Raw genomic sequence first — 15,170 nt, forward strand, 5'->3', positions numbered from 1 at the left:
CAGATTAGCGTGGGAATAAAATGGGATAAAAGCCTTATGCACGCATTATATTTTTGATCTCACATTTTCGAAAAAACCGGTATTGTAGTTTTTTTGAACGTTATCCCAATTATAGTAGCGTCCGTTCATGGCTATATACACCCCTGCGGGGAGCACCTGAACAAAAGCCAATGCCGCACCTATATTGAAAAACCCATCGGAAGATGCCCCTAATGAATAGGGAATCATAGCTCCCGTGAGTACAATGGTTTTAGATTCCAGTAATTCCTGACCAGCGAGATACTTTGCAGTATCAACCATCGTATCGGTTCCATGAGTAATAATTATTTTATGAGAAGTTGTCCTTTTACATTGCTCTGCGATAAATTCACGCTGTTCATTCGTCATATCCAAACTATCGATCATCATTAGTTTTTCAATGCGGACATCCAAACCACATCGCGCTCTTTTGAGCATTTCAGGAAGGTGTGTATCTATAAAAAGCAACTCACCTGAAATGTAATTATACTCTTTATCAAATGTGCCACCCGTGGTGAGGATATGTATCATAGGAACTAATTCAAAATACTTCTTAAGCACAGTGTGTTGTACCGGCAGGTCCGACCGTACTTATACAAAAATAAATGATTGGTCTGTGCATTTATTATCAACCCACTTTTTCAGATCAATCGAAAATTATTGATTGTGATTCATTTTTCATGTTGCAGTCCATGTATTCGGGCGCATATTGTTTTATCAATTGCGACGAAGAATTCTCACCGTAGCATCTTCACCGGTGAAACACATCACTAATAAAAGACAACACTTCAGGCAGAGCGGAACGCCAATAGCTCCAGCTATGGCTACCGTCCCGAACACGGAATTCATGTTCGATATTGGCTTTAATCATCTGAGCATGCAATGCCAGATTTCCTAAAATGAGAAAATCATCATCCCCACAATCTATATAAAACTTTGTGGACTGATCCTGTTCTTGGTAAGAATCGATCATTTTTTGTGGCGCATAGCGAGCGTAGTTCCCTTGCAATCTGGATGCACCGGAAAGATCTTTTCCAAAGGGTTGTCCCATTAAATTATTCCATCTGTTTTGTTCCATTTCAAGTACCTCCTCATCCGTAAAAACACCGGCACTTAAGACACCGCTTGATCCAAATACATCCGGATGCCGCAATCCAAACATCAAAGCACCATAGCCTCCCATCGACAATCCCGCCACCGCACGGAATTGACGATCTTTTCGTGTTCTAAAATCGGCATCGATGTGTGGAATCAACTCTTGGATTACAAAATCCTCGTAAGCTGCTTTCCCATCTGCTGAATTGACATACCATGTGACACCTGCATCCGGCATCACAATAATCATCTGAGCTGCCCTTTCCTTATCAATTTCTCTGTCTGCAATACGTTGAACCTGACCATATTGGATCCATCCGGTTTCATCATCACTATACCCATGCAAAAGGTACAATACCGGAAAATTCATCGTTCCTCCGTCGTAGTCTTTTGGAAGATAGACACTGTATGACACGTCACGACCCAATATTTCACTGTAATACTTTAACGATTCATAAACCGTACTGCTTTTGGGTGGTTCATCCGAATATTCATGGCCAGAATATCTCGGAGCTGATGCGTACCCATAGCTGATAAACAGACTAATCAACAGAACTGCGATCAGTTCCTGATTCCAAATTGTTCTTCTTTTCATCCACTTGATTTTATACAATATGCAAAATAAGAAATTTACCTAGTAGGAAAAATTTAATTTGATATTCTGTTTGCCTTAAAAATGAATATTCAAAGAAATCATAAAATGAAAGCCTGCCTGGGGGTAGTAATAATTAAAATCAGCACGTTCATTGCCCAAGACATATCCATAGGTATATCCATTCGTCTCATAGGCTGAGTTGAATATATTTTTAAGATCCAGAGCGAGAACCACGTTTTCCAACGAAAACAAATCATCAGAATACTCTATACGAACATTGGTAAAAGAGAACGGATCAATGCTTCTCGATTTATTGGAAGTATTATCCAGGTATTGTCGGCTCACATATTTGGATTCCCACGCTAAACTAAGAAATTCAACCGGGGAATAAGTAGTTTGAAAAGCAGCTACTACGGAGGGAGAAAAAGCGATTGTCGTATTCTCATGCGCCATTTTCTCCTGGCCTAAATAATTGAACATCGCATCATACACATCGATGTATTCATTGAAATTAGGGATCCGATTCAAGCTCCACGCAATGTTTCCTCCTACTTGCCACTGGGAAGTCACGGCATACTGATCAGCCAGCTCTATGCCCAGTCGATAACTATCCTTCACATTGGTCCGTACGTAGGTACCTACATCATTTATTTCTCCATTGAGCACCAGCTGATTATTGTATTTCATGTAATAGAGATTACCAGTAAAACGATGGCGCTTGTTTTGAAATCGGTATCCAGCTTCCAAATCATAAAGCTCTTCATGATCGGGCCGCAATTCTTCCGGAGCTTCGGTGTAATCATCTCTGTTCGGCTCACGACTTCCCTTGGCCAGAGAAGCATACCATTGACTTTTTGAACTGACGTGATAAGTCAATCCGAATTTTGGATTAAAAAACAGCAAAGAAGCATCCTGTTCCAAGGCATCGCCATTGCGGTCTATCCCTAAAAATGAGTAGTATACCGAGCGAAGCTGTAAGTCGAGAAAATAAGTCCATTTTTTAGCATCCCATGTCGCCTTCAAATAGGCATTACCATCGTTTTTAAGCGCATCATTAAAATAATATTTATCATCTACAAAGGCATTCGATGCGTACTCTGACCATACCAATGTACCGTAGTGATCGCCCTGGTATTGATAGAACCCTCCGCCAAAATCAATATTCAGAAATTCCCTTGGCTCCCAGGAAGCACGGGCGGTCAAGCCATAAAAATGATTATCCAACCACCTTCTCCGCACCAGGTCGGTCTCATTGATCACCGTATCATTAAAAATTAACTCGGAAAGTCCGTAATCCTCAAAACTCTGGTCTTCTTTATATTCTTCATAGTAGCCGAGCCCGCGGGTGTAGTTTCCTGACAAACCCCAATTAAACTTTGAGGAAATCTGATTGGAGTAATGAAGTTGGTAATGTGTTTGGCTATAATTATCTGTTTGATTGTGGTATGTAAATTCGTTGAAGGTGCGATTTTCGGACAAAAGATCTTGTGGGATTCCATTCCAGGCTTGATAGGTCTTCTCTTTTCCTGCAATAATGTTAAATCGCAAGATGTGTTTGTTTCCATACCATCCTCCGGACAAGTAGAGCGATTTTAAATCAGAGGTCGCCCGATCAATATAACCGTCTGAGTTAATTCGTGATAAGCGGGCATCCAATACAAACCGATCTTTCAATAATCCGCTTCCCAGTGCGATCGTATTTTTCATGGTGTTAAAAGACCCCAAACTATTATTGAGCTGTACATAAGAATCCCGATTCAGTGAATTAGTATTAATATTGAGGCTGGCGCCAAATGCCCCGGCACCATTTGTGGAGGTCCCGACCCCACGTTGAATCTGTATACTTTCCACGGAAGAAGCAAAATCAGGCAAATTCACCCAAAACGTACCCTGACTTTCAGCATCATTGTATGGAATTCCATTGATGGTGGCATTGATTCGGGTGGCATCTGATCCCCGAATACGCATTCCGGTATACCCTACGCCATGCCCCGCATCAGAAGTCACCACCACAGATGGTGTCATTTGCATCAGAAAAGGTAAATCTTGTCCCGTATTTTCTTTTTCAATATCCTTTTTACCAATATTCTCAAAGGTCGTTCCTGTATTTACCGAGGCGCGCAATCCTTCCACGACAATTTTATCCGTCAGAATCTGACCTGGTCTAAGTTCCAAAGAAACGAAGGTGTTTTTATCTATTACAACTGTTTCTATTTTTGTTTCATACCCGATATAAGATACAGTGAGCTGGTATTCGCCTTGGTTTATATTTACAAATCGAAACTGCCCCTGTTCGTCTGTAGAGGTTAATTTTTGGCCGGGTGACAGCTCAATATGAGCTCCATATAATGCAGTTCCATCATGATCGGTGATGGATCCCTCCAGGGTATAATCAGCCTGACCATAACTGTTCATTCCCAGTACTAGGAATGCTAAAATCAAATTCAAAATTCTCATATTACTTTAATTTAGTATCTAAAAATGCCGCTGTCGTTAGCATACGATTTCCATCGGCACTGTTCCAATAATCAATATTTTAGATGCTAAAACTCCCTACGCCGGCATTATCCGTATCAGGTGTTCATCCTTTAAAGACGAGGATGATGGGTTTACTCTCAGCCTTTATTTCATTCTGATGGCAGCATGGTCCGGCCGATCAGAAAAGACACCCCATTTAGTGCCGGCAAAGATAGTCAATATAATTAATATTTGAAATCCTACAGATGTATTATCTTAACAAAAAGGTTGCTGAAGTCACTATAACGTCGCAGCCGTCAGCTATCAACCGTATGTAAAAATTCATTGACGGCGCGAATGCCATTTTGAAGTCTTTCTTCGCCCAATCCACGAATTATCTGAAAATCCGCGTTAAGCGATCTCAATTCTGTTCGCCAAATTTCTTTAAAATGTGCCCGTTTATTCGGAAAATCCCGCAATGGATCGTCTTCCCATGGAAGGTCTATGTCCATTAAAAGATAAAAATCGTAGTTTCTTCTGCGAATTTCATCCAAAACGTTGCCGGGTGTATAGCCAAATAAATGGTCCGACCATATTTTAACAGTCAATATGGTGGTATCACACATTAACAAAGATTGACGTACGACATCAAGAAAACCATCTTCCATGGCGACCTGCCCGTGAAAGATATTAACTTCATCAGTCATCGTGTAGTTTCGTTCAAGTCCCTGACAATAGTATCTTGAATATTCTGGCACATAAAAGCAGTCAAACTCCCGGGCCAGGTGCTTCGCCATATAAGATTTACCGGTGGATTCCGGACCCACCACTGCTATTTTTTGTAATGATTTTCCCAATTTTTTTTCCATGCTCTGTACCCGATTATCGCCACGACCAGATAGGCTATATACAACAAAGTAGTCAAATATAGCGCCTTACTAAGATATAAATACAAATAAATGACATCCACCACCAACCAAACAAGCCAATTCTCCAGAATACGACGTGAAAGTAAAAAAGCGCCGAACAGGCTTCCCCCGGCACACAAGCTGTCCAGGTATGGATAAAAGGCGTCTGTATTTCGCTCAAGAAATGTGCCGAAAAGTATTGTAAATGCCACCACTACGAGCAGGCCCATCATTAGAATCGGTCGGGTAATCCGGCGAACAGGTTTTATTTTGGTGTCCTGTTCGGTCCGGTTGATCCAAAAATACCATCCATAGATAGCCATAAACAAAAAGTAAACCTGGAGTCCCATATCTGCATACAGTTTTGCTTCATAGAAGACCACCATATACAATAGCACGCTTACAATTTGTACTGGAAAATTCCATATGCTGTTTCGTGCTGCCAACCACACACATAGAAATCCCGTGATAACTCCAAAAACTTCAATGATCGTAGGCAATAGTTCGAATTTTTGTGGACGTGAGACAAAGATACTATGCGGAATTATCTTACCCAAATGGATTGAAAATCTGGCCGATTAATTTTTATCATATCCTAAATCACAAACATTTGCGGAACTGGCTGTTATAATAATAGGTGGTGTGCAAAGAGGTAAAATTATTTTATTTAGGATTATTCTAAAAAAGGGTCCTGTTTCAACATCCTAGCATAAAATTGTATCTTCACACTCCTATATTTTAGAAGGTGGGCAGATGGTCCACCTGTTATTGTCAGACAACAGATAAATTTTACAAACTTATGGATTACAAAATTGCTTCATTAAAAGAGCACAATCAGAATGGAAAAGTGGATCGCCTTCCTTTTTCCATTCGAATTCTACTGGAAAACATATTGAGAAACCACGATGGATTTGCAATAACCGATGCACACCGGGATACGGTTCTTAATTGGGATCCAGCCGGGACAAAAGCAGACATTCCTTATAAACCTGCCCGCGTTTTGATGCAGGATTTTACAGGAGTACCCGCTGTCGTAGATGTCGCTTCCATCCGATCTGAAGTAATCCGCAAAGGGAAAGATGGTAGTAAGATTAATCCTGCCATACCGGTCGATCTGGTCATTGATCACAGTGTTCAGGTAGACTTTTACGGTACGACATACGCCTACGCCCGAAACGTGGAATATGAATACAATCGAAATAAAGAACGATATGAAGTCCTCAAATGGGCACAGCAAGCATTTGATAATTTTACCGTAGTTCCTCCCGGCATGGGAATATGTCATCAGGTCAATCTTGAATATCTCGCCAAAGGAGTAATCGAACGCGACGGTTGGGCTTTCCCGGACACTTTAGTTGGTACAGATTCGCATACGCCGATGGTCAATGGTATTGGTGTAGTAGGATGGGGAGTAGGTGGTATCGAAGCAGAAGCTGCGATATTGGGCCAGCCCATTTATTTTACCTGCCCCAAAGTTGTCGGACTGAAACTGACCGGAGAATTACCTAAAGGCACCACCTCGACAGACATGGTACTGACCATCACACAATTGCTAAGAGAACATGGTGTCGTCGGCCAATTTGTAGAAGTATTTGGTGATGGACTTGATCATCTGACTGTTCCGGATCGGGCTACTATTTCAAACATGTCCCCGGAGTTTGGATGTACTGTAACTTACTTCCCGATTGACGATCAGACACTGGATTATATGCGTCGTACCAATCGACCCCAGAAACAAATTGAATTGGTCGAAAAGTATTGCAAAGAAAACATGTTGTGGCGTACAGGCAATGAATCCATCACATATTCCAATGTCGTGGAACTCGATCTGTCCACCGTAGAACCGACCGTATCTGGTCCTAAACGACCACAGGATAAGATTTTGGTACGAAACCTGAAAGAAAAATTTGAGGATCTGTTGCATTCTGAATTTGAAAGGAAGTACATTCCGATCAAGAGCAGAAAAGAATCCGCGTGGCTTGAAGAAGGTGGATCTGGTACTGAGTTCACCTGGAGCACAGCTCAAAAAGAAGAACCGAACGTGGTTGTGAAAGAAACAGGACTCCAGTCGGTTAAAATTAAAAGACGAAATAAGGAGTACACATTAAGTGACGGATCAATTGTTATTGCTGCGATCACTTCCTGCACGAACACTTCCAATCCAAGCGTGATGATCGGAGCCGGCCTGGTTGCAAGAAAAGCAATCGAACATGGACTTGATGTAAAACCGTGGGTTAAGACCTCATTGGCACCCGGTTCCAAAGTCGTGACGGATTACCTGAGAAGATCCGGATTATTAACCGATCTTGAAGCACTCAAGTTTCATGTTGTTGGTTATGGATGTACGTCCTGTATCGGAAATTCTGGCCCGCTACCGCCAGACATTGATGAAGCTGTCACCAAGGGTGAATTGGTCGTGTCTTCAGTGCTTTCAGGAAACAGGAACTTTGAAGCCAGGGTTCATCCGAAGGTAAAAATGAACTTCCTTATGTCGCCCATGCTCGTCGTAGCCTATGCATTGGCCGGCCGCACTGATATAAATCTGATGGAAGAACCACTTGGATACGATCCAAATGGCCAGGAGGTTTATCTCAAAGATATATGGCCTTCACAGGATGAGATCAATGACATCATGTTGCAAGCGCTAAAACCTGAAGATTTCGAAAGTGCGTATAGTGTTATTTTTGATGGTGAAGAACAATGGCAAAAACTTGAGGCACCAGCGGGAACAAACTATGAGTGGTCGGATGAATCTACTTACATTAAGGAAGCTCCGTTTTTTAAAGATATAAGTAGTGATGCAGCCCCTGGTCAGGATATCAAGGGAGCACGAGTATTGCTTAAACTTGGTGACTCTGTAACGACAGATCACATTTCTCCGGCAGGTTCATTTTCAGCGGATTCTCCGGCAGGTCAATATCTTATAGAAAATGGTGTAAAACGACCTATGTTCAACAGTTATGGATCTCGACGCGGAAACCATGAAGTCATGATGCGTGGAACCTTTGCCAACGTACGGATCAAAAATGAGCTGTCACCCAAAGAAGGTGGATTTACGAACTATCTGCCGAAGGATATTATCATGCCGGTCTATGATGCAGCCATGGAATATCAGAAGAACGATACGCCTTTGATTGTATTAGCCGGAAAAGAATATGGCAGTGGATCTTCCAGAGACTGGGCCGCTAAAGGTACAACCCTATTAGGAGTCAAAGCAGTTATTGCTGACAGCTACGAACGGATTCACCGGAGCAACCTGGTAGGAATGGGTGTACTTCCGCTCGAATTTGATGAAGGAGAGAATGCTGACACACATGGACTGGACGGTACAGAAACATATTCTATTACCGGGATTGAGTCAGGTTTGACACCAGGCAAGAAGATTCATGTCATCGCTGAAAAAGCTGATGGTTCGAAAAAAGAATTTGATGCCATAGCCCGGTTGGACTCTGAAATCGAAATCGAGTATTACCTCAACGGAGGCATTTTACACTATGTACTACGAGAATTTGTGAAAAACAATTAATGCAATTGATCACAATTAGATTTATAAAAAGCCGATGCAAGAAATACTTGCATCGGCTTTTTTTTATTTTAAACCATGCTTCGCAGCACCTTTTATAATGCGCTGATTATGGATTCATAATTTCATAGATCGGTCACTGATGCTCCCGCATCCAAAACAGTGTGCTTTTAAAAACTTAATCCTCCGTATAAACGATACGATATATCTTACCATTTACAGAATCACTGACATAAAGGGAGCCATCCGGTCCCACCGCAACACCGGTCGGACGTGCTGAAGCGTCAGAAGGTGATGTAAATGCATCCTCTCCGGCAAAACCATCCGCAAATACCTCAAAATCTCCCGCGGGTTTTTCACCCGCCATAGCTACATAGGCAATATTGTAACCGGCTTGTGGTTCTGGTGCGCGATTCCAACTACCATGAAAAGCAATAAAAGCACCATCATGGTATCTGTCCGGAAATTGGTCGCCACTATAAAATATAATATCATTGGGCGCCCAATGCCCTGGAAAGGTAAGAATTGGTTCTTGATATTTTCCATCTTCGACGATTTGCTCGCCATCCCCTCCATATTCGGGTGCGATCATTCGCTGATTTTTTATACCATCATAATAGGTGTAGGGCCATCCAAAATCATAACCGTCTTTCACTAGAAGAAAATCTTCGGATGGTAGTTCAGCATTTTCTTTTTCATCAAAATAATCAGGCCACAAGGTATTGAGTTGATCCCGACCATGCTGCACAGCAAACAGTGCACCGGCTTCATCGTTCCATTCCAGAGCTACTGCATTGCGAATTCCTGTCGCATATCGATAACCGTCATCTTGCTGGGTTTGCCCGGACTTCGTGGCATCAAACCTCCACACACCGCCTTGCCATTCCAGCTGCGGGCAGGGATCCATTCCTAGTGAACCCTTAGTCCGTGCTTCCTCCTGGCACGCATTAGATGGTGCACCAACATTCACAAACAAGTCACCTGAATCATTTATCGTAAAGGACTTAGCAGCGTGTTGTCCTTGTTCCGGAAAACCTCTTACGATCGTTTCAACTTCTCCACGGGGTACCAGATTGTCATCCAGTGGGACCCGAAAGACCGCTGTTTTTGAGCTGAAATACAAATATCCATCATGCAGACCTATTCCTGTTCCCGCAGTTTCACCAAAATATTCAATTTGGTCTGCGATACCATCACCGGTCGTGTCTCGCAACGCTGCAATGCCTCCACCCTCTTTTTTTGATCGTAAAGCCACGTAGACATCACCATTATCACGTACCGCCAAATGACGTGCCGAGCCAACATCTTGAGCAACTACGACGGCCTGAAATCCATCGGGTAAAGTAAGATCTCCATTCGTGTCTGAAAAAGCAAGTTCAGATGGTTTTTCGGTGTCATTGGAATCGGGTGAATTACATTGGAAAAGGAGCAGGCTAGCTATTAGAAGTAAAAATTTGTCTAAACTAATCATCTTGATAATTTTAAATAATCAATATTAGGATTACCTCTTTTGAAATTGAGGATTATATTAGATATTGAATATATAAAATTTCATGTAATAAACCACATTTTAACGACTTAAATCAAATTATATAGGTCAAGAAGATTATACTGAAACCTTGCTTTTATACAATTCTCGGTATCGTTCAAGGTATTTTCCAAACACATCAAATTCTACATTTACCGCTTTGCCAGTCTGCCAAGTCTGTGCATTGGTATGCTCAAAAGTATAGGGTATGATGGCAACTGAAAATTCCACAAGAGACAATTCTGCGATCGTCAGACTAATTCCATCCAAGGTCACAGAACCTTGAGGAATGACCAGATGCTGATGCTCTTCGGATAATCTAAAAGTAAAAAACATACTACCATCCCGATCTTTTATATCGGTACACACCGTGGTCCCATCGACATGTCCTTGCACAAGGTGTCCATCAAGACGTTGTTCCAGCGTGACAGATCGTTCAAGATTAACGTGGTCTCCAACAACCCAATCATCAAGCGTTGTTTTTTTAAGCGTTTCTTCGATCGCCGTTATTTGATATTGATTATTCTGCAGTTCTATGCGCTCTACCGTCAAGCAAACACCATTGTGACTGATGCTTTGATCGACCTTGAGTTCAGGTGTCAACTGTGATGATATCGTGATAATCTTGTTACGTCCCTCAGACTTGAGGTCCGTGATCTGTCCCATTGATTCAACTATCCCTGTAAACATATACTGGTTTTTACTATATTCTAATACGCATTGGTCCTTCTGTTATTTGATCAGATCAATAGTTCCGCTAATCGTGTTGAACAATATCTCCCCCTGTTCTGTATTCAAAAACAGATCACATTTATAAGTGTAGGTACCGGGTTCCAATTCTTCTCCATTCAGTGCTGAGCCGTCCCAATTTATATCTGCATCATTGGTCTGAAATACCAAATTCCCCCATCGGTTATACGCTTCAAAGTTCACCCGCTGTATAAAAGCTCTTTGCAATGGATAAATCAGATCATTCCGACCATCGTTATTTGGGGTAAATACATTGGGTAGTTTATACGCCGGGCATGGATCGACACAGATCGTATCACTGAACAAGCCCTCATTGCCAAACTGGTCAATCATCTGTACCCGATAACAACCGGCAAATCCTGAACTGCTACTGTGGTTCGCTGTATTTTCGTTCACGATAAAAACCGTCGGATCAGCCGTTATATCAACGAAAGAATCGAGGCCGTAAGCCCGGTACCAGAGTCGTACCTCCAGATCTTCAATTAGATCGAGGCAGGTATCGGGAAGTGTATATTGAAGGGTATTGGTAAATAACTGTTGATCATCCCGCGCATCTTCACAGTTATTCTGCACTTCCAGTTCCGGTTTACATGGCGGGGTACGGTCATCTGGTACTACACATATTTCCTGGGAGAAATTGATGGTCGTATCTTGCAGAGAAATCCCCAAGAAATTACCCGCTCCTTCTATCTTATAGCAATACTCCACTCCATTTTGAACGTCGCGATCAGCAAATTGGTCTCGGTTTGTTTCTGCGCGTTCAACAAAGGTTCCAGCTTCTTTTCTGTAAACTGTATAGTTAAAATTATTCCATGGAGTAATGGAATTCCAATCCAAAAACACCAGATTGTTTCCTTGGTTGGATGATACATAAATAGTAGATGCAATTGATGAAAATCCTATGGAACGAGCGTTTGAATTCATCTCAATTTTGTAAAAATGCTGTTCATCCGAGGTGTTGATATCAGAATGGGTGTATTGATACCTTTCATCAAAATCGTCAATGGTAGGTGCGCTTACACGCGAATCAGGTAATAGTGTGTACGTCCCGTTCAGGGATGTCGAATGAAACAAAGTCATGGTATACGGTCCGTCGGGACGCATGGAGTCAACGTTTGTTTCAGGTTTGACCCATTCTATGTCCACCTGTCCATCTGTCGGATTAGTAGTAATCACAGAGGCTTTCGTGACCAGAGGAAGATCCCGGTCTATTTTGATGCAAGCTTCCTCACTGGGTTTACTCTCCACGATATTATAGGGATTATTCCCGCTGCTCAGACTGGCAAAGCGCGCAGTAATCCGATAACAATAAGTCACTCCGTTTTGCACCTCGGTATCAAAAAACTCATTACGACCTGATTTATCGGAAAAACCAATGATGCGATATCCATAATTTACTAAATCCGGTAAACATTCATCATCGGGTATACTTCCACTGCCATTTCGTCGCCAGATGGTGAATCCCTGAAAATTGGAGCTGCCTTGACAATTGTATTCATCTGGCCAGGTGATCCGATTTTGTCCCATCTGCCGCTCTACATCGGGAGCTCCTGGTGCAGGACCCACCACTTCAATATTCATAGTTTTGAGATCAACAAGACCAGCCGAATCCGAAAAAAAGTTATCGGTGGCTTTAAATACCATCGTATACCCAGCTCCGCGCACGTGTTCGCAGTGGGTCTGCCAGATAAAGTCTACAGTGCGAGGCACCTCTTCAAAAGCTTCACCACTGGCAAATACAGCTGGTGATACCTCTAGCGTTAGCGGACCCCCTAAAGCAGAAATTCGGACCAATTGTGTTTCTCTTTCGGGATCATCTACCTGAACGGGTATTTCGATAAGATCTCCGGCAACAGCACAAATCTGATCAGTTACTTGAACTTGAGGTGGGGAATTATTGCATTCCTGAATCTCGATTTGCATATCACGGATAATAGAATTAATAAGAATCCCGTTCCGGTATTCTTTGATTCGGATCGCAATATTATACTGGCCTCTACGCTGCGGTGAATCCCATATAATCTCTCCGGTGACTTCATCGAGTGAGATGTTATTTTCGGGACCGGGATCAATTTGATCCGGGTACAAAAAATTGGGAACAGGTGTACCTACATCTTGCAGTGGCACCACCCATTCATAAGCCAGACTGTCGCCATCCGGATCATATGCGTTTGGATTGTGCACAAAGGGTTTGCCCACACAGCCCACATCAATGGGGGGTTGAAGTAAAACTGCTGAATTGTTTTCGCCCTGAAACTGTTGATTCAGGAATGTAAAGGTCGTCGCAATATGAAACTTGACGCGAATAGAATTCGGATAATTAACATTGAGGATACCACCAATCCGATTTGGGTCAGTCATTCCTATGGTATAGGTTCCCCGTCCGGGGTATGTATGTTCCTTGATGTAGTAGTTTCTTTTGATATCATTATCCAACGGTGTTCCTTTTCCATTGGTACGAGCAATCGTTTCCGAGGTTCCGTCGCCCCAATAAACGATCAGGCTGTCCCGGTCTACATGGCTGGAGGTTTTTGTATACGTCACAATCGTAATCCGAATGGATAAATCACCGATTTGTTCATAGGTGATCTCTCCTGCCCGGTTGTGCGTTGCCTGGCTGACTCCATAACTTATAAAGAGCAATAGTACTCCCAGATACAGTCGAATAATGGGTTTCATAATCGAATTAAAGATATAACTTTATACGCATTAAATCGAATCGAAGGTCCGGATAGTGTGATAATTTTTACCCAGCTCGTAAGAAGAAAGGAATTACCACATTTCTGGTATTCCTTCATAGATCAAAAACTTAGTCGCTGTACTCGAACGTATCACACTCGTATGATCTATTAAAAGATAAGATATCAAACAATTGATTTCAAGATTATTCAAAATACATGAATTATTTTAGGTAGGATTTCTTAATATAGCATATAAAATCTGAGGTGATGATTCCAGGAAAAAAAAACAATTTATTTGAAAAAATAATAGCTAAAGATGCATCGGCTGGAATCGTCTTAATTATTTCAGCTGCCGCAGCGCTGATGATAGCCAATTCATCACTTCATGATCAGTACTACAAGTTTATGAATCTGGAATTCACGTTTGGTTTTCCGGAGATGAATATTTCCAAATCTCTCCACCATTGGGTTAATGACGGACTGATGGCGCTGTTTTTTCTGTTGGTCGGTCTTGAAATAAAAAGTGAATTGAAGTTTGGTCGACTGAATTCATTCAGATCAGCTTTGTTTCCAGTGGTAGCAGCCACATTTGGTGCGACATTTCCAGCAATAATTTATTGGTTTTTAAATAAAGGTACACCCTATATTCATGGTTGGGCCATACCGATGGCAACAGATATTGCTTTTGTTATCGGGATTATTTCATTGCTTGGCTCAAGAGTGCCTTCCTGGGTCAAGGTATTTATAACAACGATAGCTGTCGTAGACGATCTGATCGCCGTCCTTATCATAGCTTTATTCTACACCGACCACATCAGCCTGGGTGCATTTGGGATTGCCGGAATCTGTCTGGTCCTACTCCTGGTTTTAAATTATTATAATGTATCCCGACTTACTCCATACCTGGCCATCGGGTTTGTGCTTTGGTGGGCCATTCTGGCCTCAGGAGTGCACTCCACCATTGCCGGTGTGATTTTAGCATTTACGCTCCCACTCCACCGGGAGTGGCGGCTGGAAAGAATTAAAGCTTTTGCCAGAAAAGGACTCCAGTTATTTGAAAAAGCCCATGACGTGACTTTCGATCTTACCTCGGCCCAAGCACATTTTTATCTGGAAAACACTCAGCGGAATATGGAGTCCCCGCTCAAACGATTGATGCGAAAGCTTCATGTGCCCGTTTATTTTTTTATAATGCCCTTGTTCGCTTTTGTCAATGCAGGGATTACTTTTGAATCCGGGGTTTTGGAACATGCCATTTCATCGACGATCACCTGGGGAGTCATTTTGGGACTTTTCCTGGGAAAACAAATCGGAATTCTGTTCGCAACATGGATTTTGCTCAAGTTTGTGTTCAAAAAGATGCCGCAAAATAAAGAAACCTGGAACGTCTTGGTTGGGATTGCTTTATTATGCGGTATTGGATTCACCATGTCCTTGTTTATTACCAATTTGTCTTTTGTGGAGGAGGAATACCGTGAATTTGCGAAAATGGGTATTTTAGCTGTATCGTTGGTCAATGGTGTATTGGGTTATGTGGTTTTGAGACGTGGTACGGTCACGCCTCAAAAGATCATTGACGATGAAATTGGAACCTAGCGACGATATTAACTGGATG

The 15,170-nt window shown here is 42.2% G+C and carries 10 protein-coding genes; 2 read left to right on the forward strand and 8 right to left on the reverse strand.

What is annotated here, in order from left to right; translation table 11 throughout:
• Window positions 1–45: 45 nt before the first annotated feature.
• The 5 genes from KUV50_RS04175 to pnuC all read right to left on the reverse strand — a co-directional run bounded on the left by KUV50_RS04175 (window position 46) and on the right by pnuC (window position 5,573).
• Entirely contained in the window at window positions 46–549 is a 504-nt protein-coding gene (locus tag KUV50_RS04175; RefSeq protein WP_222578840.1) for an asparaginase domain-containing protein, read from the reverse strand.
• Between the two features lie 220 nt (window positions 550–769).
• On the reverse strand, window positions 770–1,708 hold the full coding sequence (locus tag KUV50_RS04180) for an alpha/beta hydrolase (protein WP_222578841.1): 939 nt from the start codon (window positions 1,706–1,708) through the stop codon (window positions 770–772).
• A 75-nt stretch (window positions 1,709–1,783) separates the two neighbouring features.
• Window positions 1,784–4,165, reverse strand: coding sequence for a TonB-dependent receptor (locus KUV50_RS04185; RefSeq protein WP_222578842.1), 2,382 nt, complete (start codon window positions 4,163–4,165; stop codon window positions 1,784–1,786).
• Window positions 4,166–4,482: 317 nt separating this feature from the next.
• Window positions 4,483–5,034 (reverse strand): AAA family ATPase, encoded by a 552-nt coding sequence (locus KUV50_RS04190; protein WP_222578843.1) that lies wholly within the window; start codon window positions 5,032–5,034, stop codon window positions 4,483–4,485.
• Window positions 4,998–5,573 carry a nicotinamide riboside transporter PnuC gene (gene pnuC, locus KUV50_RS04195; protein WP_222578844.1) on the reverse strand — a complete coding sequence of 192 codons (576 nt, stop codon included), beginning with the start codon at window positions 5,571–5,573 and terminating at the stop codon, window positions 4,998–5,000. Before pnuC ends, KUV50_RS04190 begins: the two co-directional genes overlap by 37 nt.
• Before the next feature lie 299 nt (window positions 5,574–5,872).
• Between pnuC and acnA the strand changes: the two genes are divergently transcribed.
• Complete coding sequence (gene acnA / locus KUV50_RS04200) at window positions 5,873–8,599, forward strand: aconitate hydratase AcnA (RefSeq protein ID WP_222578845.1); 2,727 nt, start codon at window positions 5,873–5,875, stop codon at window positions 8,597–8,599.
• A gap of 175 nt (window positions 8,600–8,774) precedes the next feature.
• On the opposite strand, the gene KUV50_RS04205 is transcribed toward acnA, so the two are convergent.
• The 3 genes from KUV50_RS04205 to KUV50_RS04215 form a co-directional block, all read right to left on the reverse strand.
• Window positions 8,775–10,067, reverse strand: a complete 1,293-nt coding sequence (locus KUV50_RS04205) for a PQQ-dependent sugar dehydrogenase (protein ID WP_222578846.1) — start codon at window positions 10,065–10,067, stop codon at window positions 8,775–8,777.
• Between the two features lie 135 nt (window positions 10,068–10,202).
• Window positions 10,203–10,814 carry a riboflavin synthase gene (locus tag KUV50_RS04210; RefSeq protein ID WP_222578847.1) on the reverse strand — a complete coding sequence of 204 codons (612 nt, stop codon included), beginning with the start codon at window positions 10,812–10,814 and terminating at the stop codon, window positions 10,203–10,205.
• A gap of 42 nt (window positions 10,815–10,856) precedes the next feature.
• The gene (locus KUV50_RS04215; protein WP_222578848.1) at window positions 10,857–13,553 is read right to left on the reverse strand and encodes a gliding motility-associated C-terminal domain-containing protein; all 2,697 of its coding nucleotides are present in this window, start codon (window positions 13,551–13,553) and stop codon (window positions 10,857–10,859) included.
• A 269-nt stretch (window positions 13,554–13,822) separates the two neighbouring features.
• On the opposite strand from KUV50_RS04215, the gene nhaA reads away from it, so the two are divergent.
• Window positions 13,823–15,151 carry a Na+/H+ antiporter NhaA gene (nhaA, locus tag KUV50_RS04220; RefSeq protein WP_222578849.1) on the forward strand — a complete coding sequence of 443 codons (1,329 nt, stop codon included), beginning with the start codon at window positions 13,823–13,825 and terminating at the stop codon, window positions 15,149–15,151.
• The last annotated feature ends 19 nt before the right edge of the window (window positions 15,152–15,170 follow it).

The organism is Membranihabitans marinus (assembly GCF_019802045.1).
Classification (GTDB): Bacteria; Bacteroidota; Bacteroidia; order Chitinophagales; family Saprospiraceae; genus Membranihabitans; species Membranihabitans marinus_A.

Coding starts and splice junctions, on each gene's coding strand:
- KUV50_RS04175 (WP_222578840.1), bottom strand. CDS start 549: ATGATACATATCCTCACCACGGGTGGCACATTTGATAAAGAGTATAAT.
- KUV50_RS04180 (WP_222578841.1), bottom strand. CDS start 1,708: ATGAAAAGAAGAACAATTTGGAATCAGGAACTGATCGCAGTTCTGTTG.
- KUV50_RS04185 (WP_222578842.1), bottom strand. CDS start 4,165: ATGAGAATTTTGAATTTGATTTTAGCATTCCTAGTACTGGGAATGAAC.
- KUV50_RS04190 (WP_222578843.1), bottom strand. CDS start 5,034: ATGGAAAAAAAATTGGGAAAATCATTACAAAAAATAGCAGTGGTGGGT.
- acnA (WP_222578845.1), top strand. CDS start 5,873: ATGGATTACAAAATTGCTTCATTAAAAGAGCACAATCAGAATGGAAAA.
- KUV50_RS04205 (WP_222578846.1), bottom strand. CDS start 10,067: ATGATTAGTTTAGACAAATTTTTACTTCTAATAGCTAGCCTGCTCCTT.
- KUV50_RS04210 (WP_222578847.1), bottom strand. CDS start 10,814: ATGTTTACAGGGATAGTTGAATCAATGGGACAGATCACGGACCTCAAG.
- KUV50_RS04215 (WP_222578848.1), bottom strand. CDS start 13,553: ATGAAACCCATTATTCGACTGTATCTGGGAGTACTATTGCTCTTTATA.
- nhaA (WP_222578849.1), top strand. CDS start 13,823: ATGATTCCAGGAAAAAAAAACAATTTATTTGAAAAAATAATAGCTAAA.